This window comes from Antribacter sp. NEAU-D49 (genome assembly GCF_057158775.1).
Window position 1 is genome coordinate 1 of the sequence record NZ_JBXTSN010000038.1, and the last position, 22,122, is coordinate 22,122.

Genomic DNA, 22,122 nt, shown 5'->3' on the forward strand with positions numbered 1-22,122 from the left:
TGTGGCGGCTGCGGGCCGGGACGCCGTGGCGGGACGTGCCTGCGAAGTACGGGCCGTGGAAGACGCTGCACGAGCGGCTGCGTCGGTGGACCGCGGACGGGACCTGGGAACGGATCCTGGACCACGTGCAGGTCAAGGACGACGCGGTCGGGAAGGTCGAGTGGACCTTCTCGATCGACTCGACCAACGTCCGGGCCCACCAGCACGCTGCCGGTGCCCGGAAAAAGGGGGCTGCAAGGCCGGCTGGGTCGAAGACCTCGCGGTCGCTGATGAGGCGCTCGGCCGGTCGAGGGGCGGACTGACGTCCAAGATCCACCTGGCGACCGACGCCCGCGGCCTGCCGATGAGCGTGATCCTGACGCCGGGGCAGGCTGGGGACAACCCGCAGCTGTTGCCCCTGCTGGACCAGGTCAGCGTGAAACGCGACGGACCCGGACGGCCCCGCAAGAGGCCCGACCGGGTCCTGGCCGACAAGGCGTACTCCAGCCCCGCGACCCGCCGCGCGCTGCGCCGGCGCGGGATCGCGTTCACCAGCCCCGAGAAGAAGGACCACGCCGCCCACCGGCTCCGCCGCGGCAGAGCCGGCGGGCGACCGCCCGCGTTCGACCCGCAGACCTACAAGGGCCGCAACGTCGTCGAGCGGTGCTTCAACCGCCTCAAGCAGTTCCGCGCCCTGGCCACCCGATACACCAAACGAGCCGCCTACTACCGGTCCGAACTCACGATCGCAGCCATCATCCTCTGGCTCCGCGATTCACAGGACAGGCCCTAGGTGGAGCGTCGCCTCCGCTCGAGAAGTACGCCGAGCGCGACGTCGGGCCACTTGCGCCACACTTTGCGACGTCGCCCGACGACGGCCTGTTCGACGTCTTCGGCGGCCTCGGCGTCCGCCGGCCCTGGTCCAATTGCCAGCGCTTGCCGGTCGGCGTGCCGGTTGGCGCGATTGACGATCGCCTTGTTGCGGGCGATGTTCTTGCGGGACGACTTGTCGTTCTCGCCGTAGGCGTTCCTGCGGTCCTTGGCAAGGCTGAGCTGCTTCTTCTCCTGAGGGGTCTTCCGCCGACGCATGGGGGGAGGCTACTGGGTTCGAGTGTGGCGCGGAGCACGCATTCTCGGGATACTCGGACGCCCCCACCGCGTGGACCAGGAGTGCCCTGATGAGAGACGTCGCCGAGATCCTTGCCGAGGCCGGCATGCCCACCGCCGTCGCCGAGCCGCTGAACGGCGGCTTCTCCAACGAGACCTACCGCGTGACCGGAGGTGGGGCCGACGCCGTCCTGCGTCTCAACGGGCATCAGAACGACACGCTGGGCCTGAGCCGGACGGAGGAGGCAGCGGCGATCCAGGCTGCCGCGGAGCGGGGCGTTGCCCCGCAGGTCCTCGCAGCGGCGGACGACTATCTGCTGACGGCGCTCGTCCCCGGGGACCTGCTCAGCCCCGAGCAGTGCCACGAGCCGCACTACATCCGTGAGATGGCCCGCGTCCTGAAAGAGGCGCACGCCATCGACGGCGTGGACCGGCGGTGCAACCCGTTCTGGCTCGTGCGCACCTACCTGGACGGCGCGCGCGGTCTGGGCTTCGCGATGCCCGACGGGCTCGACGGCGTGCTCCGTGAGGTCGACGCGATCGAGGCGCGCGCTGAGGCCCGCGGCGACGGCGAGGCGTACTGCCACAACGACTTCTACCGCTTCAACGTCATGGCCGACGACGGGCGCCTGACACTCCTCGACTGGGAGCTCTCCGGCGTCGGGAACGTGTACTTCGACCTGGCGACGCCGTCGTTCCACGAGGGCTACACCCCGGAGGAGGACCGCCTGCTCATCGAGGCGTACTTCGGGGAGTTCGACGACGAGCACGCGGCGGCGCTGCGCGACTTCAAGTACATGAACCTGGTGCGCGAGGTCGGCTGGGCGCTCCTCCACGCTGCCCTCGACGCCGCCCGCCCCGACGCCGCGCACGTGAACCACTCGCTCGACTACCTGAAGGAAGCTCAGTGGTTCCTCGGGCGGATCCTGGCGGGACATCTCACGGCGCGGGACGCCTGACCGGTCCTTGGCCCTACCACTCCCGTACTGCGTCCACCCCGTCGAGAAGGGCGAGGCGCTCCACGGCGAGATCCCGTCCCCGTCGGGCGCTCTCCGACGACATGATGGCCTCGAGCGCCGCGTAGAGCTCCTCCCGCTCGACCGTCTTGATGAACGGTGACCGTGCGTCCATCCGGTTGAACGCGATCGCGAACTCGCGGCCGATCTCCGTGAGACGTTCGCTCAGGACGTCACCTGTCTGACTGGTGAGTGCCCCACGGATGGACCCGCGGGTGGCGTCGAGCTGAGCGGTAGCGCGCTTGTACCGTGCAGCGCTGATACCGGCCCGGCCGTGCCAGTCACGTAGCGGGTTCTCACGGTTCTGCTCGATCCAGTCCGGTTTGCGTGGGGCGAGGACCTCCAGGAGGACACCTGAGGGGACCTCCGGTCGCCATGCGTCGCGGGTGGCGGAGGCGTACTCGGCAGGCGTCCCGTAGAGGGTGAGCCACTCGAGTTCCGGCAGGTCACCGGGTCGGAGGATGTCCTGACGCGACATGCCGAACAGGTCGCGGATCAGCACTCTCCGAAGCCCTGAGAGCCGGTTGAGCTGCTCGGCATTCGTGAGTGTGCCGAAGGTCCCGAACAGTCCGAGCTCGGTCAGGTTCGGGAACTGCCGGGTGAACGTCCCGCAGTCGAGCTCCCGGATCTCAGTGAGCTCAATCTTTGTGATCGTGGGTTGAGGCGCCGAGCCGAGGTCGCCCGCTCTCAGTGAGAGTTCCGTGGGGTCGGACCAGGGTTCGGACCGCCCGCCGGCTGCACGACGACGCTCGAAGAACAGGTCGTCGCCCAGCCGCCACCCGCTGCCATAGGCCGTTGCCGGTTCGTCGACAAGACGGGGGAGCGACCCGATGACACGGCAGCTCCTGGGAAGCACCCAGTCGTTCCAGACGTGGTGGTAGCTGCTCCCTGACGGACTGGTGTCGGCGAGCGGGGGCGCCCCGTCCACGTCACTCACCGACGTCGGCTCGGAGCCGGACCAGTCCAGCATCAGCACCGCGGCGCTCTTCTCGCCCGGATCGAGGTGAGTGACCTGTGCGACGGTCCACTCGCCGAGCACGTCCGAGTACTTGGTCACGATGTCGCCCGCGGCTATCGCTCGGGGCGGGACAGCGGCGGCCGTCTGCTTCACGCGTGGTCCTCCAGACTCGATAGCGGGCTGAAGTCCGAGGAGCGGACCATGGCATTCCGGGCCGAGAACCGGGCTGGTGCGACACTACGTCAGTGCTAGCTGATGGAGGGGCGACAGGGCAGGGAGGCGTCGAGTCGACTCCGCCGGACGGGCGCGTCGCCGAGCAGAGGCAGCGGAACCGGTTCATGGACACGTTGGCGCTGCTCGCCTCTGGTGAGGTAGGAGCCAGCCGTGACGGCGGCGCATGGCGGGCTGCCGTTCTCGGCTGGGGGGACGACGGCGAGCCGTGGGCTTGGCTGCCATGGAGCGTCTTTGTGCCGGCCGAGGTCGGCCTCCTCTCCGAGGTCCAGACCGAGGTGATGATCTCCCAGGGCGAAGTCGCCGGGCTGAAGGATGACGCCCTCGTTGCGTCTGGGTGGCCGTCGCGGATCGGCGAGCTGGCCGCCCCAACGCTGCACGTGATGAATGCGCGGGGGCGGTTCTCGGAGCAGCCGTCGGAACTGGAGCCGAGCGGCCCATGTGTTGACCTGCATGACCAGGAGCACCTGCTCCCGCCCAAGGCCGAGATCCCGGCGGGGGAGGTCGTGGACGTCACGGTGGTGTGCCACCACAGCTTCGGTCTCGGCGTCTGGGTCGCGAACTATGGCCAGTTCGGGCACGTGAATTTGCCCGCGATCAGCGACGGGCGGATCGACGGACGCGAGGACTACCCGCAGGTCGGAGCCCGCATGAGGGCGCGAACGCTCGGGTACAGCGGTCACCAGCTCCGCCTCACGACCAGACGGTCCGACCTGCCGGGGCTGACAGAACGCGGCGCGACCCTTGTGCGCCAGCTCGCTCAGGCCGTGGGGGCCGAGGTCGATCCGGAAAGTGAGCACAGTCGATGGCACGTATACTGGGAGGCGCTGCCGCGCGAGGAGCTTCGGGCACTGCTCAAGGACGTGACGACAGAGGGCGAGGGACTGTCGCCGTACGTCGTCATCGAGGTGCTGAAGTACGTCGACACCACGGAAGGTCGTACCTGGGTCGACCTGCTGAAGCCGAGCGACGGTCGAGACTATGCGGAGCGACGCCTGCGGGAGTGGAGCCTCATCCGCGAGGTTCTGGAGAACCCTCGGCGGATCGTGGAAGACCTGCCTGACCTGACGCTGTGGTGCCAACGCCGGCTGGTGGAGCGGGCGTCGTCCGAGCTCGTGCTGAACGACCTCGCGGAGCATGGCACGGCGAGGAAGGTGCGCAACGCGGCCCGCGAGAAGCTGCGGCGACGGTGATGTGGCTCCCGCGGGCTGGCGCGGAGCTCATGGCGACTCCTTCGCGTCCTCTGCGGAAAGGGACCACCCTGCGTCGAGCAGCGATCGTGCCGTGAGCTCGTGGACGTCCGTGACGAAGGCGTCGCCGCCGCCGGCCGCGACCATGAGGTTGTTCCCCGTCTGAGCCCCAAAGGGGGAACAGCCTCATGGTCGCGGCGCGCACCCGTGCAGACCGGCTGGGCGCTCCTCCACGCTGCCCTCGACGACGCCCGCCCCGGCGCCGCGCAGTTGATAAGTTCGATTCGGTCGGCTCCTGATGTATCAACCAGAGTTCTCATTGATAAGATCCATTCGGTAGCGATCTGGTGTATCAGTCAGGAGTTCGATGGCACGCGGAAGACCCTCACGGGCAACGGTGTATGCGCGGCTTGAAGGTGCGATCGGTGAACTCAATGAACGCCTCGGGGGGCTTCCCTCGCCGAAGGAGTCGGAGTTTGTCTGGAGCGACATCTGGCACCTCGAGGCTCACCACTCGACCGCGCTCGAGGGCAACACCCTCGTCCTGCGGGAGGTTACGGCGCTGCTGGACGACGGCCGCGCTGTCGGAGCCAAGCCGCTCAAGGAGTACATGGAGGTCCAGGGGTACGGCAGCGCCGCGCAATGGGTCTACGGACATGCGCTGGAGCCCGGCGACTGGCACGACGGCAACCTGATCAGCCTCTTCGAGGTGCGCCAGGTGCACCAGCGGGCGATGAGCCCCGTATGGGAGGTGGCACCGCATCCGGATGCGACCTCCCGCGAGTCGCCGGGGCAGTTTCGGGAGCACAACATTCACCCGTTCGGCGCTGGCATGCAGCCCCCGGACTGGCCACTGGTTCCGGCCATGGTCCAGGACTGGGTCGATTCCGTGAACACCGCGGGGGACGAACTGCGAGACCGGACCAGCCAGGTCCCGTGGCCCGAGCGCCTCGCCGAGATCCATAACCAGTTCGAGCGGGTCCACCCGTTCATCGACGGCAACGGACGCACGGGTCGCCTCCTGCTCAACCTCATCCTGGTCCGACTTGGCTACCCGCCCGTCATCGTGCTCAAGCGCGAACGCTCCGCCTACCTCTCGGCGATGCAGAGGTCGGACACGGGCGACCACGGGCCGCTGGGCGAACTCCTTGCTCGCGCGATGTACGACAACCTCAACCGGTTCATCGTCCCGGCGGTGGCGGGCCCGGCCCGGCTGGTGCCGCTCGCGTCGCTGGTCGACAAGGACTTCAGCCTGGCCGCGCTGCGCCAGGCCGCGCAGCGCGGCCGACTCGACGCCATCCAAGGGCCCGACGGTATCTGGCGATCGAGCCGAAAGGCTGTCCAGGACTATGAGCGCACCAAGCGGTCCCGTACCAGACGCTAGCCAAAGACAGGGCCGACGGTCGATGGCCAGGACATCGAACAGGGAAAGCCCCGGAATCCAGAGGATTCCGGGGCCTTCCAAGCCGCGAGGGCGAGCGCTACGACTCAGATGTCGTAGTACAGCTCGAACTCGTGCGGGTGCGGGCGCAGACGGATCGGGTCGATCTCGTTGGCACGCTTGTAGTCGATCCACGTCTCGATGAGGTCCTCGGTGAACACGTCACCCTGCGTGAGGTACTCGTGGTCGGCCTCGAGGCGGTCGAGCACCTCGCCGAGCGAACCGGGGACCTGCGCGATGTTCGCGTGCTCCTCGGGGGGCAGCTCGTAGAGGTCCTTGTCGACCGGCGCGGGCGGCTCGATGCGGTTCTTGATGCCGTCCAGGCCGGCCATCAGCATCGCGGAGAATGCGAGGTACGGGTTCGACGACGGGTCGGGCACGCGGAACTCGATGCGCTTCGCCTTGGGCGACGTACCCGTGACCGGGATACGGATGCAGGCGGAGCGGTTACGGGCCGAGTAGACCAGGTTGACCGGGGCCTCGAAGCCGGGGACCAGGCGGTGGTACGAGTTCACCGACGGGTTGGTGAAGGCCAGCAGCGACGGGGCGTGCTTGAGCAGACCACCGATGTACCAGCGGGCCATGTCGGACAGGCCGCCGTAGCCCTTCTCGTCGTAGAACAGCGGCTCGCCGTTCGCCCAGAGCGACTGGTGCGAGTGCATGCCCGAGCCGTTGTCGCCGAAGATCGGCTTCGGCATGAACGTGACCGACTTGCCGGCCTCGAACGCGACGTTCTTGATGACGTACTTGAACTTCATCAGGTCGTCGGCCGCCGCGAGCAGCGTGCTGAAGCGGTAGTTGATCTCCTGCTGGCCGGCGGTGCCCACCTCGTGGTGCGCGCGCTCGACGTCCAGGCCCACCTGGGTCAGCGAGGCGACCATGTCGTCACGCAGGTCGGCGAACCGGTCGGACGGGGAGACGGGGAAGTAGCCGCCCTTGTAACGGGTCTTGTACCCGAGGTTGCCACCCTCCTCCTCGCGCCCGGTGTTCCACACGGCCTCGACGGAGTCGATGCTGTAGAAGCTCTCGCTCGGCGACGTCGAGTAGCGCACGTCGTCGAAGATGTAGAACTCGGCCTCGGGGGCGAAGAACGCGGTGTCCGCGATGCCGGTGGAGGCGAGGTAGGCCTCAGCCTTGGCGGCGATGTTGCGCGGGTCGCGGGAGTACGGCTCGTCCGTGAACGGGTCCACGATCGAGAAGTTCATGACGAGCGTCTTGCGCTTGCGGAACGGGTCCACGAAGGCCGTGGTGACGTCCGGCACGAGCTTCATGTCGGACTCGTGGATCGCCTGGAAACCGCGGATCGACGAGCCGTCGAACATCAGGCCGTCCGTGAAGGACGACGCAGAGAACTGCTCGGTCGGGATGTTGAAGTGCTGCATGATGCCCGGCAGGTCAATGAACCGGACATCGACGAACTCCACCCCCTCGTCGCGGGTGAAGGCGATCGCCTCCTCGGCGTTCTTGAACATCAATGCGCTCCTTGCTCGCTCGATGCCCGGGTTCGGGTCGTACCGAACCTAGGGGCCCGTGATTTCTCTGGCGTTACCGAATGTTTCTGTCGGGTTACGCACGTCTCTCGCCCGTGTAACCGATGGGAGATGACGCGGTACGACTCGTGCCAGCCGAGCCCAGCGTGCCAGATGGGACGACGTGCGGCCTGGCGGCGTCCGCCTGCCGGACGGGTGAACGAGGGGTGAACGACGGCGCCGTCCGGCGAGCAAAGTGCGGGGTAAATCACAGACAAAGAGCGAGGGCGCCCTCCGGAGGAGGACGCCCTCGATACCGACGGGGTCAGCGGCCGCGCATGCCCTTGCGGTCCGGACGGGCCCGCATCGGGTCGATGCCCTTGGGGATCGGAAGCTTGGCGCCGCCGATCGCCTTGAGGCGCTTGGAGACCTCGGCGGCCTCCATCTTGGTCAGGGTGGACTTGAGCTTGCGCACCGTGCCGGCAACCTTCGTCAGCGGCACCTGGCCCTCGTCGTTGCCGCACTGGATGACCGTGACGGGGACGTTGGGCAGGATGCGGGACACGCGGCGGCGCTCGCCCTCGAGGAGCTTGCCGACCCGGTGGGCCGGGCCCTCGGACACGAGCACGACGCCGGCGCGGCCGACGCCCCGGAACACGAGGTCCTTGCTGCGCGGGTCCACCGCGACGGGCTCCTCCTCGAAGGACCAGCCGCCGCGGACCGTCCCGAGGGCGGCCCGGGATGCACCCGGCTGGCCCTCGATCTGCGTGTACGCCGCGCGCTCCGCCTTGCGGGAGAGCACGAACATGGCCCCGAGCAGCGCGAAGGGGAGGCCCACGACGAGCGCGTAGACCGGCTGGGAAGCCAGGAGCCCGATGAGCAGCGCGACGGCGATGATGCCCACGAACACCGCCAGCATCAGCCAGGTGACGTTCGGGTCCTGCTTGCGGGTCATCTTGTAGACGGCCCACACCTGGTGGTACCAGCGCTGCTTCTTGGGCTTCTTCTGCTTCTGGGTGCCGGCGGGCGCGTCCGCGCGCGAGCCTGCTCCGGACGGGGTTCGGGCCATGGTCGTCAATTCTAGTCGTGTCAGCGTGCGAGGAGGCTCGCCGCCTCCTGGCGGGAGGTGGTGGGCTCGGCGAGGTGCGCGAGCGCCTCGGGGATCTCGAGGCCGCGGCGGGTCATGGCCTGGCCCCACAGGCGGCCGGCCCGGTACGACGAGCGCACGAGCGGCCCGGCCATGACCCCGAGGAAGCCCATCTCCTCGGCGGCCTGCGACAGCTCGACGAACTCCTCGGGCCGCACCCACCGGTCCACCGGGTGGTGGCGCAGCGAGGGGCGCAGGTACTGGGTGATGGTGATGAGGTCGCACCCGGCGTCGTGCAGGTCCTGGAGGGCGACCACGACCTCCTCGGTGGTCTCGCCCATGCCGAGGATGAGGTTCGACTTGGTGACGAGACCGGCCTCGCGGGCACGCGTGATGACGGAGAGCGACCGGTCGTAGCGGAACGCCGGGCGGATCTGCTTGAAGATCCGGGGCACCGTCTCGACGTTGTGCGCGAGCACCTCGGGACGCGACTCGTTGACCTCGTCCAGCAGCTCGGGGATCGCGTTGAAGTCGGGGATGAGCAGCTCGACGCCGGTCCCCGGGTTCATCGCGTGGATCTGGCGGACGGTCTCGGCGTAGAGCCACGCGCCGCCGTCGGCCAGGTCGTCACGGGCGACGCCCGTGATCGTCGAGTACCGCAGGCCCATGGTCTTCACGGACTCGGCGACGCGACGCGGCTCGTCCGCGTCGAAGTCGGCGGGCTTGCCGGTGTCGATCTGGCAGAAGTCGCAGCGGCGCGTGCACTGGTCGCCGCCGATGAGGAAGGTCGCCTCGCGGTCCTCCCAGCACTCGAAGATGTTGGGACAGCCCGCTTCCTCGCAGACCGTGTGCAGGCCCTCGCTCTTGACGAGTCCCTTCAGGTCCCGGTACTCCGGGCCCATCGTCGCCCGGGTCTTGATCCACTCGGGCTTCTTCTCGATCGGGGTAGTCGAGTTGCGCGCCTCGATACGCAGCATTCGACGGCCTTCGGGTGCGAGCGTCATGCGGTTCAGACTACGGCAGCAGCCGTCGCCGCCGAAGGCGCTCCCACGGCCTCGGGCGTGGGCTTCGTCACCGCCAGCAGGGGAACAAGGTGCCGTTCGAGGGCGTTCGCCAGCAGCGGCCGCACCTCGTCCACGGTGACCTCCCGGCCGAGCTCGGCGGTGAGCGACGTGACGTCGGCGTCGTCGATCCCGCAGGGCACGATCTTGTCGAACGCCGTGAGGTCCGCGTCGCAGTTCAGGGCGAGCCCGTGCATCGTCACGCCCTTGGCCACGCGCGCGCCGATCGCGCAGATCTTGCGCTCGCGCCGGGCACCCGGGCCGACGACGGCGGGGTCCTCCGCGGCGACCCACACGCCGGACCGGCCCTCGACGCGCAGGGTCTCGACCCCGAGCTGCGCGCAGACGTCGATCACGGCCTCCTCGAGGGTGCGGATGTACGCGACCACGTCGATCGGGCTTGCCAGGGCGACGATCGGGTACGCGACCACCTGCCCCGGCCCGTGCCACGTGATCTTGCCGCCGCGGTCGACGTCGACCACCTCGGTGCCGTCCACGGGGTACTCGTCCTTGCGCGTGCGCCGGCCGGCCGTGTAGACGGACACGTGCTCCAGGAGGAACACCGTGCCGTCCTGCTCGCCCGTGCGGACCGCCTCGTGGGTTCGCCGCTGGAGGTCCCAGCCCTCGTGGTAGTCCACGTGGCCGGTGAGGTGCTGGATGTCCACGGAAGTCACCCTACGCCGCCGCGCCACCGTCGGCGTCGGCCGGCAGGCCGAGCCAGGCGGCCAGGCTCCGCACGGTGTGGTCGAACAGCGCCTCGCGGTCCCGGGCGACCACGTCGAGCGTGCCGAAGACCTCGAAGCTGACCATGCCGTAGAGGGTGGCCCAGAGCCCGACGGCCCGGACGACGACGGCCGCCGGCACGCCGGGCATCATCTCGCGGACGACGTCCAGGTCGTCCGCGAGGGGTGAGCCGGCCGGCAGGTCGCCGTCGGGCAGGACGAGCCTGCCGGACGCCCAGGCGTCGGCGACGATGCGCCCGAGCACCACGGTGTCCCGGATCGCCGGACCGACGGTGTCCTGCGGCGCGCTGTACCCGGGCACGGGCGAGCCGTGCAGCAGGGCGTACTCGTGGGGGTGGGCCAGCGCCCACGTCCGCACGGCGTGGCACACCGCTACCCAGCGGCCGGTGACGTCGTGCGGGTCGACGGCGGCGTCGGCCTGCTCGACGGCCTCGCCCACGGCGTCGTACCCGTCGATGATCAGGCGGGTCAGCAGGTCGTCCCGGCTCGGGAAGTAGCGGTAGACGGCCGACGACACCATCCCCATCTCGCGCGCGACGGCCCGGAGCGACAGCCCGGCAGCCCCGGACGTCGCGAGCTGCCCGCGGGCGATGTCGACGATCTCCTGCGTCAGCTCTGCGCGGGCGCGGGCGCGGGCGGTGCTGCTCGAGCTCATGGAGGCAGCCTACAAGAGCGGTGCGCAGAAGCGAGAGCAGTGCTCTTGACGAGCCTGGGCGTCGGGCGAGAGCATCGCTCTCGGAAGAGAGCGACAGTCACGCGGAAGAGGGATGGCTATGGGCAAGCACGTCGTCGTCGGAGCAGGGCAGGTCGGGGCGCACGTCGCGCTGCGGCTCGCGGAGCAGGGGCACCAGGTGGTGCTCGTCAGCCGGTCGGGCTCCGGGCCGGACGACCCGAGGGTGCGGCGCGAGCGCGCCGACGCGTCCGACGGCGCGGCGGTCGCCGCCCTCGCGCAGGGCGCGGACGCCCTCTACAACTGTGTGAACCCGGCCTACCATCGCTGGCTCACCGACTGGCCGCCGGTCGCGGCCGGGCTGCTCGGCGCGGCGGAGGCGACCGGAGCCGGCTACGTGATTCTCGGGAACCTGTACGTGTACGGCCCGCCGTCCGGCCCGATGGGCGAGGACCACCCGGTCGCGCCGTCGAGCGCCAAGGCCGCCGTGCGGGCCCGCCTGTGGGAGGAGGCGCTGGCAGCGCACGAGGCGGGCCGCGTCCGCGTCGCCGAGGTCAGGGCCTCCGACTACTTCGGGCCGGGCTGCCGGGACCAGTCCCACCTCGGGGACCGGTTCGTGCCCCCGCTCCTCGCAGGCCGCACGGCCCGCCTGGCGGGCGATCCCGACCAGCCGCACTCCTGGTCCTACGTGCCCGACGTCGCGGCCGCCCTGGTCGCGGCCGGCACGGGAGACGCCGCCTGGGGCCGGGCCTGGCACGCGCCGACGGGTTCCGCCGCGACGTACCGGGCGATGGCCGAGCGGCTGTGCGAGCTCGCCGGGGCGCCCACCGCGCGCGTGGGGTCGGTCCCGGCATGGCTGGTCGGCCTCGGTGGCGTCGCCTCGCCCGTGATGCGGGAGCTGCAGCACGTGCGCTACCAGTTCGACGCACCGTTCGTCCTGGACTCCACCCGCTCGCAGGCGGTCCTCGGCCTCACGCCCACGCCGCTCGACGACGCCCTGGAGGCTACCCTCGCGTGGTGGCGCGACCGGCTCTGACCCGGTCACGTCCGGACGGCGTCAGGACGACGTGCGGGACGGGAGTGGCTCCGCCGGGCAGCTGAGGAGCACGTCCTCCATGGCGTCGTGCTCGGCCTGGGTGACCCAGAGCCCGTACGTCACCTTGACGGCGATCTGCCGGGCCACATAGGGGCACTGGTAGGCCTGGTTGTCGGGCAGCCACCGGGACGCGTCCTTGGCGCCCTTGCCCATGTTGGCGGGGCCGTCGGACGCCACGAGGTTGAGCGGGTCGTTCGCGAACTCCACGCGCTTGTCGCGGTCCCACTCCTGGGCCCCGGTGGTCCAGGCGTTCATGAGAGCCACGATGTGGTCGATCTGGACCGCGCCGGACTCCTTCCCGCGCCGGAAGTCGATGGTGGTGCCGGTGTACGGGTCGTCGAGCGTGCCCGACGCCACCTCGCACGACGAGCCCGACGAGTACGCGAAGTCCTCGAGGTCGCGCTGCAGGATGTCGTTCCGGGTGTCGCAGCCGTTGTCGTCGACGTCCTGCCAGGCGCTCCCGAAGTCGCGCTCGCGGTCGTAGCCGTCCTCCGGAGCGGGCTCGCGGACCGGTAGCTCCGCGAGCGCCGCCAGGGCGCCCCCGGCGGCGGCGTCGGACGCCGGGGCGTCGTCCTGGCGCGACTGGAAGACCATGTTGCCGAGGAGGATGGCTGCGGCGACGAGCACCAGGACGAGCTGGAGGAGCTTGCGCCTGCTGACCTTCGGAGTGGTGCGGAGCCGGTCGGCGTGGAGCCGGACGGGCTCACGACCTGTGCGCGCCGTGCTGTCCGTCTTGCCGGTCCGTGTGGAGGTCACGACGATCTTCATCCCGTCTTAACACGACAAACCCAGTGATGTGCGATATGCGTGGCCCATTGTGCCAGTACCGGGAGAAGCGTCAAGCAACGGGCATTGCGGGCGGCCTCGCGGGTGAAGCGGGCGGGACTCAGGCACGATGGGCAGATGACACTGCGGATGGCGATCGTCGGGTATGGGGGAGCGGGCAGGCAGATCCATGCCCGCCTGGCGCGGGAGGCGGGCATGAGCGTCACCGCCGTGGTGACGCGCGATCCCGGCCGGCGCGTGCAGGCCGCGGGCGACTGGCCGGGGGCGCGGCTGCATCCCGACCTCACGAGCCTCCTTGCCGACCCGAGCGCGTACGACCTCGTCGTGATCGCCAGTCCCAGCGGCGCCCACGCGGAGCACGCCGCCCAGGTCGCGGCCGCCGGCGTGCCGTTCGTCCTCGACAAGCCGATCGCCACCACGGCGGCGGAGGCACGCCGCGTCGTCGCCGCGGCGGCGTCCACCGGCACCCCGTTCACCGTCTTCCAGAACCGCCGCTGGGACCCCGAGCAGCTGACCCTCGTCAGCCTGCTGCGCCGCGGCGAGCTGGGCGACGTGCACACGTTCGAGCGGCACTGGGAGCGCTGGCGGCCCCGGCCCCAGCAGCGCTGGAAGGAGAACGACCCGTCGGGCGGCGGGCTCCTCCTCGACCTCGGCCCGCACCTGGTGGACTCCGCGACACGCCTCTTCGGCCGGGTGCAGTCCGTGTCGGCCGAGCTGCGGGCTCTGAGCACGCCCACGGAGGACGACGTGTTCCTGGTGCTGCACCACGCGCCCGGCGGCGGCGTCGCCGCGTCACCGCACGGCGTGGTCTCCCGGCTGTGGGCGGGCTCGCTCGTGGGCGCCCCCGGCCCCCGCACCCGCGTGCTCGGCTCGGGCGGTGCCTACCTGGTCACCACCTTCGAGGCGGACGCCTCCCCGTTCGAGACGCTCGACGAGACCGCGCCCGAGGGCAGCCACGGCTGGCTCACCCGCGGCCGCGAGCGCACCCCCGTCCCCGCAGCCCCCGGCACCCACGCCGACTTCTACCGCGCCGTCGAGGAGTGGCTGACCGGCGAGGGCCAGATCCCGGTCGAGCCCGCCGACGCCGTGCGCACCGCCGAGGTGCTCGACGCCGCCCGCGTCTCCGCCGAGGAGGGCCGGACCGTCCCGGTGTGAGGTCCGGCCTGTTCCGGGGCCGGGGCGCACGGGCGCGGCGTCGGCCGCACGGGCGCGGCCCCGGCCGCGGCCCCGGCCGTGCCCCGGGCCTGTGGATGACCGCGAGCGGGATCGGTCCGCGCAGGGTGGGATGGACTCGTGCACCCGACCGAACCCGACGCCCGGCCCGCGCCGAGCATCCCCACGATCCCGTCCGAGCTGGTCCGCGTCGTCATCCCGGCCCAGGCCGTCGAGCGGGACGCGCTCGTACACCGGCTCGAGACGCTCCGCACGCTGGAGCACCCGAGCCTCGCGACGGTGGCTGCCGTCGTGCCGCACGGGCCCGGGGCGCTCGAGGTCCGGATCGCTCGTCCCGACGCGACCGACCTGCCCACCGCCCTGGCGGCGCGGGGGCCGCTCACGCCCGCCGAGGCATCGGGCGTGCTGGTCGCGGTCGCGCAGGCGCTCGCTGCCCTGCACTCCGCGGGCCTGACGCAGGGCACGGTCCAGGCCGAGGACGTGCTGCTGCGTCCTGACGGCTCCGCCTTCCTCCGTCCCCGGCTGGTCCCCCCGGACGGCACCGCGGCTGCGCCTGCCGACGACGTCCGCTCCCTCGCCCGCCTGGTCGGAGGCCTCGTCCTGGCCGGCGGCTCCGCAGGGCTCGAGGGGGAGCTCGCGCGGGCGGCTGCCCGCGACCCCCGCGACCGGCCGGAGGCAGGCACCCTCGCCGCACGGGTGCACCAGGCTGTGGCTCCCGAGCCGGTGCGCGTCCCAGAACCGTCGGCGCTCGTGTGCGTCGCGCTGACGGGGCAGCAGCCGGTGGTGGCTCCTCCTCGGCAGGGCAGGTCCTGGGCGACGCGGAGAAGGGCCGTCCTGCCTCTCTCAGCGGGCAGCGGGAGCCGGCGGACAGCGGCGGCGCGGGTCTCGGCCCGGTCGGACGCCCCCGCCGGACGGGCGTCGGGGCCGAGCACCGCTGCGCGCCCGTCCCGTGCTCGCCGCAGGGCCTCGCGTGGCACGGCCCTCGCGGTGGTCGCCGCGGTGATGGGCCTCGTCTCGGGCCTCGGCGCGGGCGCGCTCACCTCGGCGGCGGCTCCCGGCCTCGGGCTGCCCGACGTCGCCGCGGGGCCGGGGCCCGCGGCCGCGTCGCCGCACCCGCAGGACCCGGCGGACGGCGGGCCGGTGCCCACCGTGCCGGCAGGCGGCCCGACGCCGGCAGGCGGCCTGACGCCGGCAGAGGGCCCGACGCCGGCAGGAGGCCCGACGCCGGCGGGTGACGCGACGCTGGACCCGGCCGACCCTCAGGCCGCCGCGACGGAGCTGACCCGGCGGCGGATCGCGCTCGTGGCGGGCGGGCAGGGCGACGCGGCACACGTGCACGTGCCCGGCTCGGCCGCTCACGCCGCGGACGTGGCCCTGCTCGCCGATCTCAGGACCCGCGGCACCCGGGTCGTGGGTGCCGCGGTCGAGGTGGTGTCGGCGGAGGCGGTCGGTGAGCCGGCCCCTGACGAGGCAGGGACGGCGAGCGGGGCGACGGTACGGGTGAGCTACGTCGTCGGCGCGCACACCCAGGTGGCGGCGGACGGGGCGGAGACCGCCGTGCCCGGGTCCGGCGTGCGGACCGCCACCCTCACGCTCGCGTGGACGTCGTCGGGCTGGCGGGTGGCGGCGGTCTCCTGAGGGTGACGGCTCAGCCCTCGGCGACCCAGCGCGCTGCCGACTCGAGCGTCGGGTGCTCCCAGCGGAACCCGGCTGCCTGGAGGACGGCGGGTACCGCACGCTGGGACCGGAGCAGGTCGTCGGCGAACTCGCCCACCGCCACCCACAGCGCGAGGCGCGGGACCGGGAGCACGGCCGGGCGGTGCAGCGCACGCGCGAGGGCTCGTACCACCTGCGCGTTGGTCGCCTGGTCCGGTGCCACGGTGTTCACCGGCCCTGACAGGGGGTTCTCGATGGCGTACCGGAAGACGGAGAGCTCGTCGGGCAGCGTGATCCACGGCCACCACTGGCGGCCATGACCCAGCGGACCACCGAGCCCGAGCCGGATCAGCGGCAGCAGCCGCCCGAGCGCGCCGCCCCGAGGCGCGAGCACGATGCCGCTCCGCAGGTGGGCCACCCGGACGCCGGCCTCCGCGGCGGGCTCCGCCGCAGCCTCCCACGCCTGCACCACGCCGGCGAGGAAGTCGTCGCCGAACGAGGAGGCCTCCGTGAGCTGCTCGTCGCCCCGGTTCCCGTAGGCGCCGATGCCCGTGGACTGGACCAGCACGCCAGGCGCGTCGAGCGTTGCCAGCGTGCGGGCGAGCAGACCGGTGGTCGCCACCCGGGACCGCAGGATCTCGCGCCGGTAGGCGGGGGTCCAGCGGTGGTCCCCGATCCCGGCGCCGGCAAGGTTGACGACGGCGCCGGCCCCCTCGAGCGCCGAGGGGGAGAGGTCGCCCGCGTACGGGTCCCAGGGGAGGTCCACGGCGGTCCCGCGCGGGACCGCCGCCGAGCCGGCCGCGGTCGCCGGCGCCGGTGGCCCCGCAGCGGGAGGTGCGGAGGGCCGCCGTCGGGCAGCGCTGCCCGGACGGACCAGGCGGCGCACCCCGTGCCCGCGCGCGAGAAGGTCCGCCACGAGGGCGGACCCGATGAAACCGTGCGACCCCGCGACGACCACGTCCATGGGTCGAACGTACCTGCCCGCCACACCCCGAAGGTGTCAGAAGCTCCCCGGCGAATACGCCGGGGAGCTTCTGACACCTCAGGAGCCGGAGGTCAGAGACCGACCTCGGACTCGAACGCGCCCTCCTCGATGCGGGCCTTGACGGCCGTGAGGAAGCGGGCGGCGTCGGCGCCGTCGACCAGGCGGTGGTCGTACGAGAGGAACAGGTACGCCATCGAGTGGATCGCGATGGTCTCCTCGCCGTCCGGGCTCGTGACGACGACCGGCTTCTTCGTGATGGTGCCCGTGCCCAGGATCGCGACCTGGCCGCCCGGAACGATCGGCGTGTCGATGAGCGCGCCGCCCGAGCCGGTGTTCGTGATCGTGAAGGTGCCGCCCGACAGCTCGTCCGGGCCCACCTTGTTGTCCCGCGTGCGGCCGGCCAAGTCCTGGATCTGGCGCGCGATGCCCGCCAGGTTGAGGTCGCCGGCGTTCTTGATGACCGGGACCACCAGGCCGCGCTCGGTGTCGACGGCGATGCCCACGTTCTCGGAGCCGTGGTAGGTGATCTCGCCCTTCTCGGGGTCGATGCTCGCGTTGATCTTCGGGAACGCCTTGAGCGCCTCGACGGCGGCCAGCGTGTAGAAGGGCAGGAAGGTGAGGTTGGCACCCTCGCGGGCCTTGAACGACTCCTTGGCCTTGGCGCGGAGCTTGGCCACCTTGGTGACGTCCACCTCGACCACGGTGGTGAGCTGGGCCTGCGTGTGCAGGGCCTCGACCATGCGCTCGGCGACGATCTTGCGCAGGCGCGACATCTTCTCGGTGGTCCCGCGCAGCGGCGACACCTCGAGCTTGGTCGCGGGGGCCGACGCCGGAGCCTTCGCGGGCGAACCGCTCGCGGCAGGGGCGGCCTTGGCCTCGGCGGCCGCGAGGACGTCCTCCTTGCGGATGCGCCCGCCCACGCCGGTGCCGGTGACCGTGGCCAGGTCGACGCCCTTCTCGGCGGCGAGCTTCCGGACCAGCGGCGTCAGGTAGGTGCCACCCGAGCGGCCGGCGTCGGACGCGGCGGGTGCCGCGGGAGCAGCCGGGGCGGCAGCGGGAGCGGGGGCCGGGGCGGCGGCAGGCGCAGCCTGGGCCGGAGCGGGCGCCGGGGCCGGCTCCGGCGGGCCGACGGGAGCCGGGGCGGGAGCCTCGACGGGCTCGGGCTTCTCCTCGGCGACCGGCTCGGGAGCCTTCTCGGCCGGGGCCTCCGCGGGGGCGGACGGAGCCGCCGGAGCCGCCGGAGCGGCGGGGGCCGCCGCACCGGAGCCGACGACGGCGAGGACGGCGCCGACGGCGACCGTCTCGTCCTCCTGGACGCGGATCTCCTGCAGGGTGCCCGCGACAGGCGACGGGATCTCGGTGTCGACCTTGTCGGTGGACACCTCGAGCAGGGGCTCGTCCACGGCGACGTCGTCGCCCACGGCCTTGAGCCAGCGGGTGACGGTGCCCTCGGTGACGGACTCGCCCAGGGCGGGGAGCTTCACCTCGGTACCCTCGCCGGAACCGGACTCCACCGCGGGGGCAGGCTCGGCGGCGGGCTGCTCGGCCGGGGCCGGGGCCGGGGCGGGCTCCTGCTCCGGCTCGGCGGCCGGGGCGGGCGCCTCGGCGGCGGGCTGAGCGGCGGGCTCGGGCTCGGCGGGGGCAGGGGCCGACGCGCCGGCGCCGCTGCCGATGACGGCGAGGGTGGCGCCGACCTCGACGGTCTCGTCCTCCTCGACGAGGATCTGCTCGAGGACGCCCGCGATGGGCGACGGGATCTCGGTGTCGACCTTGTCGGTGGACACCTCGAGCAGGGGCTCGTCCACGGCGACGGTGTCGCCGACCTGCTTGAGCCAACGGGTGACAGTGCCCTCGGTGACGGACTCGCCGAGGGCCGGCAGCTGCACGTTCTCAGACATGACCTGCGGGGTCTCCTTTGTCGTTAGGGTCAGTTGTGGGCGTGCAGAGGGCTGCCGGCCAGAGCCATGTGCGCCTCTCCGAGTGCCTCGTTCTGGGTGGGATGTGCGTGGACGAGCGAGGCGACGTCCTCGGGGAACGCCTCCCAGCCCACGATCAGCTGGCCCTCGCCGATCAGCTCGCCCACGCGCGAGCCGATCAGGTGCACGCCGACCACCGGGCCGTCCTTGCGGCGCACGAGCTTGGCGAAACCCTGGGTGCCCAGGATCTTGCTCTTCCCGTTGCCGGCGAGGTTGTACTCGAGGGTCTCCACACCGTCCGCACCGTACAGCTCCTGCGCGCGGGCCTCCGTGATGCCCACGGACGCGACCTCCGGCTCGCAGTAGGTGACGCGCGGGACGGTGGCCTCGTCGAGCGGTGCCGGGTCGAGGCCTGCGATGCGCTCGGCCACCTGGATGCCCTGGGCGAAGCCGCGGTGCGCCAGCTGGAGGCCGGGGACGATGTCGCCCACGGCCCACACGTTGCCCACGCCGGTGTGCAGCCGCTCGTCGGTGACGACGAAGCCGCGGTCGAGCCGGACGCCCTGCTCCTCCAGGCCGATCCCGGCCGTGCGAGGTCCGCGCCCGACGGCGACGAGCAGCAGCTCGGCGTCGAACGTGGCGCCGGACTCCAGGGAGACGTGCACGCCGGAGTCGTCCTGCTTCACGTGGGCGAAGCGGTCACCGAGCGTGAACGTGATGCCACGCTTGCGGAAGGCGCGCTCGAGGGCCTTGGAGAGCGCGACGTCCTCGTTCGGGACGAGGTGGGGCAGCGCCTCGACGACGTGGACGTCGGCCCCGAAGGACCGCCAGACGCTCGCGAACTCGACGCCGATGACGCCGCCGCCCAGGACCACGACCGACGACGGCACGTGGCCGAGCCGGAGCGCCTGGTCCGACGTGACGACGGGGCCGCCGATCTCCAGACCGGGGAGCGTGCGCGGGTACGAGCCGGTGGCCAGGACCACGTGCCGCCCGGTGTACCGGGTGCCGGACACCTCGACGGCGTCGGGCGCGACGAGCACGCCGTGCCCCTCGACCAGCGTCACCTTGCGGGAGGCCACGAGGCCCTGGAGTCCCTTGTACAGGCCGTCCACGACGGAGTCCTTGTAGGCGTTGACCGCCGGCATGTCGATGCCGTCGAGCGTGGCCCGGACGCCGAAGCGCTCGCTCTCGCGGGCGGCCTCGGCCACCTCGGCCGCGTGCAGCAGCGCCTTGGTGGGGATGCAGCCCTGGTGCAGGCAGGTGCCGCCCAGACGGCTCTCCTCGACGAGGGCCACCGTGAGGCCCAGCTGCGCGGCGCGGAGCGCGGTCGAGTACCCGCCGCTGCCACCACCGAGCACGACGACGTCGAAGGTGGTGGCGTCGGCCGTCCCGGCCTGTACCGTCGTCGGCACCTAGCAGCTCCTCGTCCTCGTCCGCGTGCGAGTTGCCCGGGCAGCGTGGGTACGTGCGCCGAGCACCGCATGCCATCTTGACACCTCAGGAGGCCTGTCCCCAATCGCAGGAGCCTTCCGGGCGCTGTGATGAAGAGGACAACCGCTCCCGCGCGTGACGAATATCACGACGCTCGGCGTTCTGTCAGACGCCGCGGGTAGTCTTCCGACATGCCCCGCCAGGCCAGGTACTCGCTCGCGCGCTTCTTCCAGCGACGCTCGCCGGACGCGCCGCGCCCCGCGTCGACGTCCGACTCGCGGCGCGAGACCGAGGCGCACCTGCGCGAGTTCGTCGCGACGCGGACGGGGGTCGAGGCGTACGTCGAGCCCGCTCACTCGCAGATGCCGGCCACGCTGCTGCTGATCGCGACGTCGGGGGAGTGGACGCGGCGCCGTGTCCCGGACGAGCGCGCCGCGTTCGACTTGGGCCACGCCCTCGGCGTCCCCGTCTACAACGTGCGCTTCACGGGCTACCCGCAGCGGATGCGCGACTGGACCAGCGCACAGCGCAAGAAGGACTGATCCCGCCGAGGGAGTGCCTCCGTCCGGACGGAGGCACTCCCTCGGGGACGCTCAGGCGCCGGCCTTGGCCTCGAGGAAGCCGAGCATGGTCCGCACGCCCACGCCGGTACCGCCGGCCGGGGTGTAGCCGTGCGCGCCCTTCTCGTTGTACGCGGGGCCCGCGATGTCGAGGTGCGCCCACGGGGTGGAGCCCACGAACGTGCGGAGGAAGACGCCGGCGGCCAGCATGCCGCCCCAGCGCTCGCCCACGTTGGCGATGTCGGCGACCTTGGACTTGAGCCCGCCCGCGAGCTCCTCCGGCAGCGGCATGGGCCAGAACAGCTCGCCCGTCGCGTCGGCTGCCGCCTTGACGGCGTCGCGCACGTCCTCGCTCCCCATCACGGCGGAGGTGCGGTTGCCGAGCGCCACCATCTGGGCGCCGGTGAGCGTGGCGATGTCGAGCACCACGTCGTGGCCGTCCTCGACGGCGGAGACGAGGCCGTCGGCCATGACCAGGCGCCCCTCGGCGTCGGTGTTCAGCACCTCGACGGTCTTGCCGCCGAAGATCGTGATGACGTCGCCGGGCCGCGTCGCGGTGCCGCTGGGCATGTTCTCGGCGAGGCACAGGTAGCCGGTCACCGCGACCGGCAGGCCCAGGCGGGCGGCGGCGAGCACCGTGTGCAGCACGGCGGCGGCGCCGGCCATGTCCGACTTCATGGCGTCCATGCCGGCTGCCGGCTTGATGGAGATGCCGCCGGTGTCGAAGGTGATGCCCTTGCCCACGAGCGCGACCTTGGAGGTCGGCTTGGCCGGCGCGTAGGCGACCTTGACCAGGCGGGGGCCGCGGGCCGAGCCCTGGCCCACGGCGGTCAGGCCGCCGTAGCCGCCGGCCGCGAGCTGCTTGTCGTCCAGCACGGTGACCTTGACGCCGCGGGCGCCGAGGTCCTTGACGGCGGCCTTGGCGGCGTCGGCGAACGCGGCGGGGAACAGGTCGTTCGGGGCGGTGTTCACCAGGTCGCGCACGCCGTGCACGGCGGCGGCCAGGACCGACGCCCGCTCGACGGCGGCCTTGGCCCGCGCCGACCGGGTCAGCGGCGTCACGACCTCGAGCGCGGTGACCGGCGCCTTGGGGGCGTTCTTCGCGTCGTCCTTGCCGGTGGTGCGGTAGCGGGTGAACGCGTAGGCGCCGAGGAGGGCGCCCTCGACCACCGCGGCCAGCTCGTCCTCGTCCGCGGCGGGGAGCGCGAGGACCGCCAGGTCCAGCCCGCCGAGCTCGCGGGTGGCGGCCCCGGCGGCGCGGCGCAGGGTCTCGGGGTCGAACGTGCCGTCCTCGGCACGCTCGCCGAGGCCCGTCAGCACGAGCACGCCGGCCTTGACGCTCGTGCCGGCGGGCAGCTTGCGCACCTCGTCGCGCGCGCCGGTGATGCCCAGCTGCGGGGCGAGCGACTCGAGCTCGGTCACGAGATCGGTGGGCAGCTGGTCCGCGACGATCGCGACGCCGTCGGACGTCTGCGCCGTCGCGACCACGAGCACGTCGGCCCGGACGGTGGTGGGATTCTTGCTGGAGAGGGTCACGTCGGTCACGAGAGCGATGCTATCCCGC

21 protein-coding genes are annotated in these 22,122 nt (G+C 72.0%); 9 read left to right on the forward strand and 12 right to left on the reverse strand.

Translation table 11 applies throughout. The features are described from left to right. Positions 1–302: transposase (locus tag AC060K_RS21175; RefSeq protein ID WP_483764950.1), on the forward strand; the 302-nt coding region annotated here is incomplete at its 5' end. 14 nt (positions 303–316) lie between these two features. Continuing rightward, positions 317–772: an IS5 family transposase gene (locus AC060K_RS21180; protein WP_483766798.1), complete on the forward strand. Its 456-nt coding sequence runs from the start codon at positions 317–319 to the stop codon at positions 770–772. Here the strand turns inward: AC060K_RS21180 and AC060K_RS21185 are convergent. Next, positions 769–1,068, reverse strand: a complete 300-nt coding sequence (locus AC060K_RS21185) for a hypothetical protein (protein ID WP_483767260.1) — start codon at positions 1,066–1,068, stop codon at positions 769–771. The genes AC060K_RS21180 and AC060K_RS21185 overlap by 4 nt on opposite strands. Positions 1,069–1,157: 89 nt before the next feature. Between AC060K_RS21185 and AC060K_RS21190 the strand changes: the two genes are divergently transcribed. Then, a complete protein-coding gene (locus AC060K_RS21190) occupies positions 1,158–2,045 on the forward strand; it encodes a phosphotransferase (protein WP_483767261.1) in 888 nt (295 codons plus the stop codon). Between the two features lie 13 nt (positions 2,046–2,058). Here AC060K_RS21190 and AC060K_RS21195 read toward each other — a convergent pair whose 3' ends face one another. Continuing rightward, positions 2,059–3,141: a hypothetical protein gene (locus AC060K_RS21195; protein WP_483767262.1), complete on the reverse strand. Its 1,083-nt coding sequence runs from the start codon at positions 3,139–3,141 to the stop codon at positions 2,059–2,061. Between the two features lie 257 nt (positions 3,142–3,398). Between AC060K_RS21195 and AC060K_RS21200 the strand changes: the two genes are divergently transcribed. After that, entirely contained in the window at positions 3,399–4,484 is a 1,086-nt protein-coding gene (locus tag AC060K_RS21200) for a hypothetical protein (protein WP_483767263.1), read from the forward strand. Positions 4,485–4,878: 394 nt separating this feature from the next. Next, complete coding sequence (locus tag AC060K_RS21205; protein WP_483767264.1) at positions 4,879–5,865, forward strand: Fic family protein; 987 nt, start codon at positions 4,879–4,881, stop codon at positions 5,863–5,865. Between the two features lie 104 nt (positions 5,866–5,969). On the opposite strand, the gene glnA is transcribed toward AC060K_RS21205, so the two are convergent. The 5 genes from glnA to AC060K_RS21230 form a co-directional block, all read right to left on the reverse strand. Further along, a complete protein-coding gene (gene glnA / locus AC060K_RS21210) occupies positions 5,970–7,394 on the reverse strand; it encodes a type I glutamate--ammonia ligase (protein WP_483767265.1) in 1,425 nt (474 codons plus the stop codon). Between the two features lie 322 nt (positions 7,395–7,716). Beyond that, positions 7,717–8,460: a DUF4191 domain-containing protein gene (locus AC060K_RS21215; protein WP_483767266.1), complete on the reverse strand. Its 744-nt coding sequence runs from the start codon at positions 8,458–8,460 to the stop codon at positions 7,717–7,719. 20 nt (positions 8,461–8,480) lie between these two features. Further along, a complete protein-coding gene (gene lipA / locus AC060K_RS21220) occupies positions 8,481–9,482 on the reverse strand; it encodes a lipoyl synthase (protein ID WP_483767267.1) in 1,002 nt (333 codons plus the stop codon). A 5-nt stretch (positions 9,483–9,487) separates the two neighbouring features. After that, positions 9,488–10,204 (reverse strand): lipoyl(octanoyl) transferase LipB, encoded by a 717-nt coding sequence (lipB, locus tag AC060K_RS21225; RefSeq protein ID WP_483767268.1) that lies wholly within the window; start codon positions 10,202–10,204, stop codon positions 9,488–9,490. A gap of 10 nt (positions 10,205–10,214) precedes the next feature. Continuing rightward, complete coding sequence (locus AC060K_RS21230) at positions 10,215–10,937, reverse strand: TetR/AcrR family transcriptional regulator (RefSeq protein ID WP_483767269.1); 723 nt, start codon at positions 10,935–10,937, stop codon at positions 10,215–10,217. A gap of 118 nt (positions 10,938–11,055) precedes the next feature. Between AC060K_RS21230 and AC060K_RS21235 the strand changes: the two genes are divergently transcribed. Next, complete coding sequence (locus AC060K_RS21235; protein WP_483767270.1) at positions 11,056–11,988, forward strand: NAD-dependent epimerase/dehydratase family protein; 933 nt, start codon at positions 11,056–11,058, stop codon at positions 11,986–11,988. Between the two features lie 21 nt (positions 11,989–12,009). Here AC060K_RS21235 and AC060K_RS21240 read toward each other — a convergent pair whose 3' ends face one another. Then, positions 12,010–12,804 carry an HNH endonuclease family protein gene (locus AC060K_RS21240; RefSeq protein WP_483767271.1) on the reverse strand — a complete coding sequence of 265 codons (795 nt, stop codon included), beginning with the start codon at positions 12,802–12,804 and terminating at the stop codon, positions 12,010–12,012. Positions 12,805–12,951: 147 nt separating this feature from the next. Between AC060K_RS21240 and AC060K_RS21245 the strand changes: the two genes are divergently transcribed. Further along, on the forward strand, positions 12,952–13,989 hold the full coding sequence (locus tag AC060K_RS21245; RefSeq protein ID WP_483767272.1) for a Gfo/Idh/MocA family oxidoreductase: 1,038 nt from the start codon (positions 12,952–12,954) through the stop codon (positions 13,987–13,989). 138 nt (positions 13,990–14,127) lie between these two features. Next, positions 14,128–15,645: a hypothetical protein gene (locus AC060K_RS21250; RefSeq protein WP_483767273.1), complete on the forward strand. Its 1,518-nt coding sequence runs from the start codon at positions 14,128–14,130 to the stop codon at positions 15,643–15,645. Between the two features lie 10 nt (positions 15,646–15,655). Here the strand turns inward: AC060K_RS21250 and AC060K_RS21255 are convergent, their stop codons facing one another. The 3 genes from AC060K_RS21255 to lpdA all read right to left on the reverse strand — a co-directional run bounded on the left by AC060K_RS21255 (position 15,656) and on the right by lpdA (position 19,979). Next, on the reverse strand, positions 15,656–16,627 hold the full coding sequence (locus tag AC060K_RS21255; protein ID WP_483767274.1) for a TIGR01777 family oxidoreductase: 972 nt from the start codon (positions 16,625–16,627) through the stop codon (positions 15,656–15,658). Positions 16,628–16,719: 92 nt separating this feature from the next. After that, the gene (gene sucB, locus AC060K_RS21260; RefSeq protein WP_483767275.1) at positions 16,720–18,546 is read right to left on the reverse strand and encodes a 2-oxoglutarate dehydrogenase, E2 component, dihydrolipoamide succinyltransferase; all 1,827 of its coding nucleotides are present in this window, start codon (positions 18,544–18,546) and stop codon (positions 16,720–16,722) included. 29 nt (positions 18,547–18,575) lie between these two features. Then, complete coding sequence (gene lpdA / locus AC060K_RS21265) at positions 18,576–19,979, reverse strand: dihydrolipoyl dehydrogenase (RefSeq protein WP_483767276.1); 1,404 nt, start codon at positions 19,977–19,979, stop codon at positions 18,576–18,578. A 210-nt stretch (positions 19,980–20,189) separates the two neighbouring features. Between lpdA and AC060K_RS21270 the strand changes: the two genes are divergently transcribed. Next, positions 20,190–20,540: an oxidoreductase gene (locus tag AC060K_RS21270; RefSeq protein ID WP_483767277.1), complete on the forward strand. Its 351-nt coding sequence runs from the start codon at positions 20,190–20,192 to the stop codon at positions 20,538–20,540. A 51-nt stretch (positions 20,541–20,591) separates the two neighbouring features. Here AC060K_RS21270 and AC060K_RS21275 read toward each other — a convergent pair whose 3' ends face one another. Beyond that, positions 20,592–22,103: a leucyl aminopeptidase gene (locus tag AC060K_RS21275; RefSeq protein ID WP_483767278.1), complete on the reverse strand. Its 1,512-nt coding sequence runs from the start codon at positions 22,101–22,103 to the stop codon at positions 20,592–20,594. Positions 22,104–22,122: the final 19 nt, after the last annotated feature.

Excerpts from the sequence above, each read along its gene's own strand:
- glnA (WP_483767265.1), bottom strand. The coding sequence starts at position 7,394 with ATGTTCAAGAACGCCGAGGAGGCGATCGCCTTCACCCGCGACGAGGGG.
- AC060K_RS21270 (WP_483767277.1), top strand. The coding sequence starts at position 20,190 with ATGCCCCGCCAGGCCAGGTACTCGCTCGCGCGCTTCTTCCAGCGACGC.
- AC060K_RS21245 (WP_483767272.1), top strand. The coding sequence starts at position 12,952 with ATGACACTGCGGATGGCGATCGTCGGGTATGGGGGAGCGGGCAGGCAG.
- sucB (WP_483767275.1), bottom strand. The coding sequence starts at position 18,546 with ATGTCTGAGAACGTGCAGCTGCCGGCCCTCGGCGAGTCCGTCACCGAG.
- AC060K_RS21255 (WP_483767274.1), bottom strand. The coding sequence starts at position 16,627 with ATGGACGTGGTCGTCGCGGGGTCGCACGGTTTCATCGGGTCCGCCCTC.
- AC060K_RS21190 (WP_483767261.1), top strand. The coding sequence starts at position 1,158 with ATGAGAGACGTCGCCGAGATCCTTGCCGAGGCCGGCATGCCCACCGCC.
- AC060K_RS21200 (WP_483767263.1), top strand. The coding sequence starts at position 3,399 with ATGGACACGTTGGCGCTGCTCGCCTCTGGTGAGGTAGGAGCCAGCCGT.
- AC060K_RS21185 (WP_483767260.1), bottom strand. The coding sequence starts at position 1,068 with ATGCGTCGGCGGAAGACCCCTCAGGAGAAGAAGCAGCTCAGCCTTGCC.
- AC060K_RS21230 (WP_483767269.1), bottom strand. The coding sequence starts at position 10,937 with ATGAGCTCGAGCAGCACCGCCCGCGCCCGCGCCCGCGCAGAGCTGACG.
- AC060K_RS21215 (WP_483767266.1), bottom strand. The coding sequence starts at position 8,460 with ATGGCCCGAACCCCGTCCGGAGCAGGCTCGCGCGCGGACGCGCCCGCC.
- lipA (WP_483767267.1), bottom strand. The coding sequence starts at position 9,482 with ATGACGCTCGCACCCGAAGGCCGTCGAATGCTGCGTATCGAGGCGCGC.
- AC060K_RS21235 (WP_483767270.1), top strand. The coding sequence starts at position 11,056 with ATGGGCAAGCACGTCGTCGTCGGAGCAGGGCAGGTCGGGGCGCACGTC.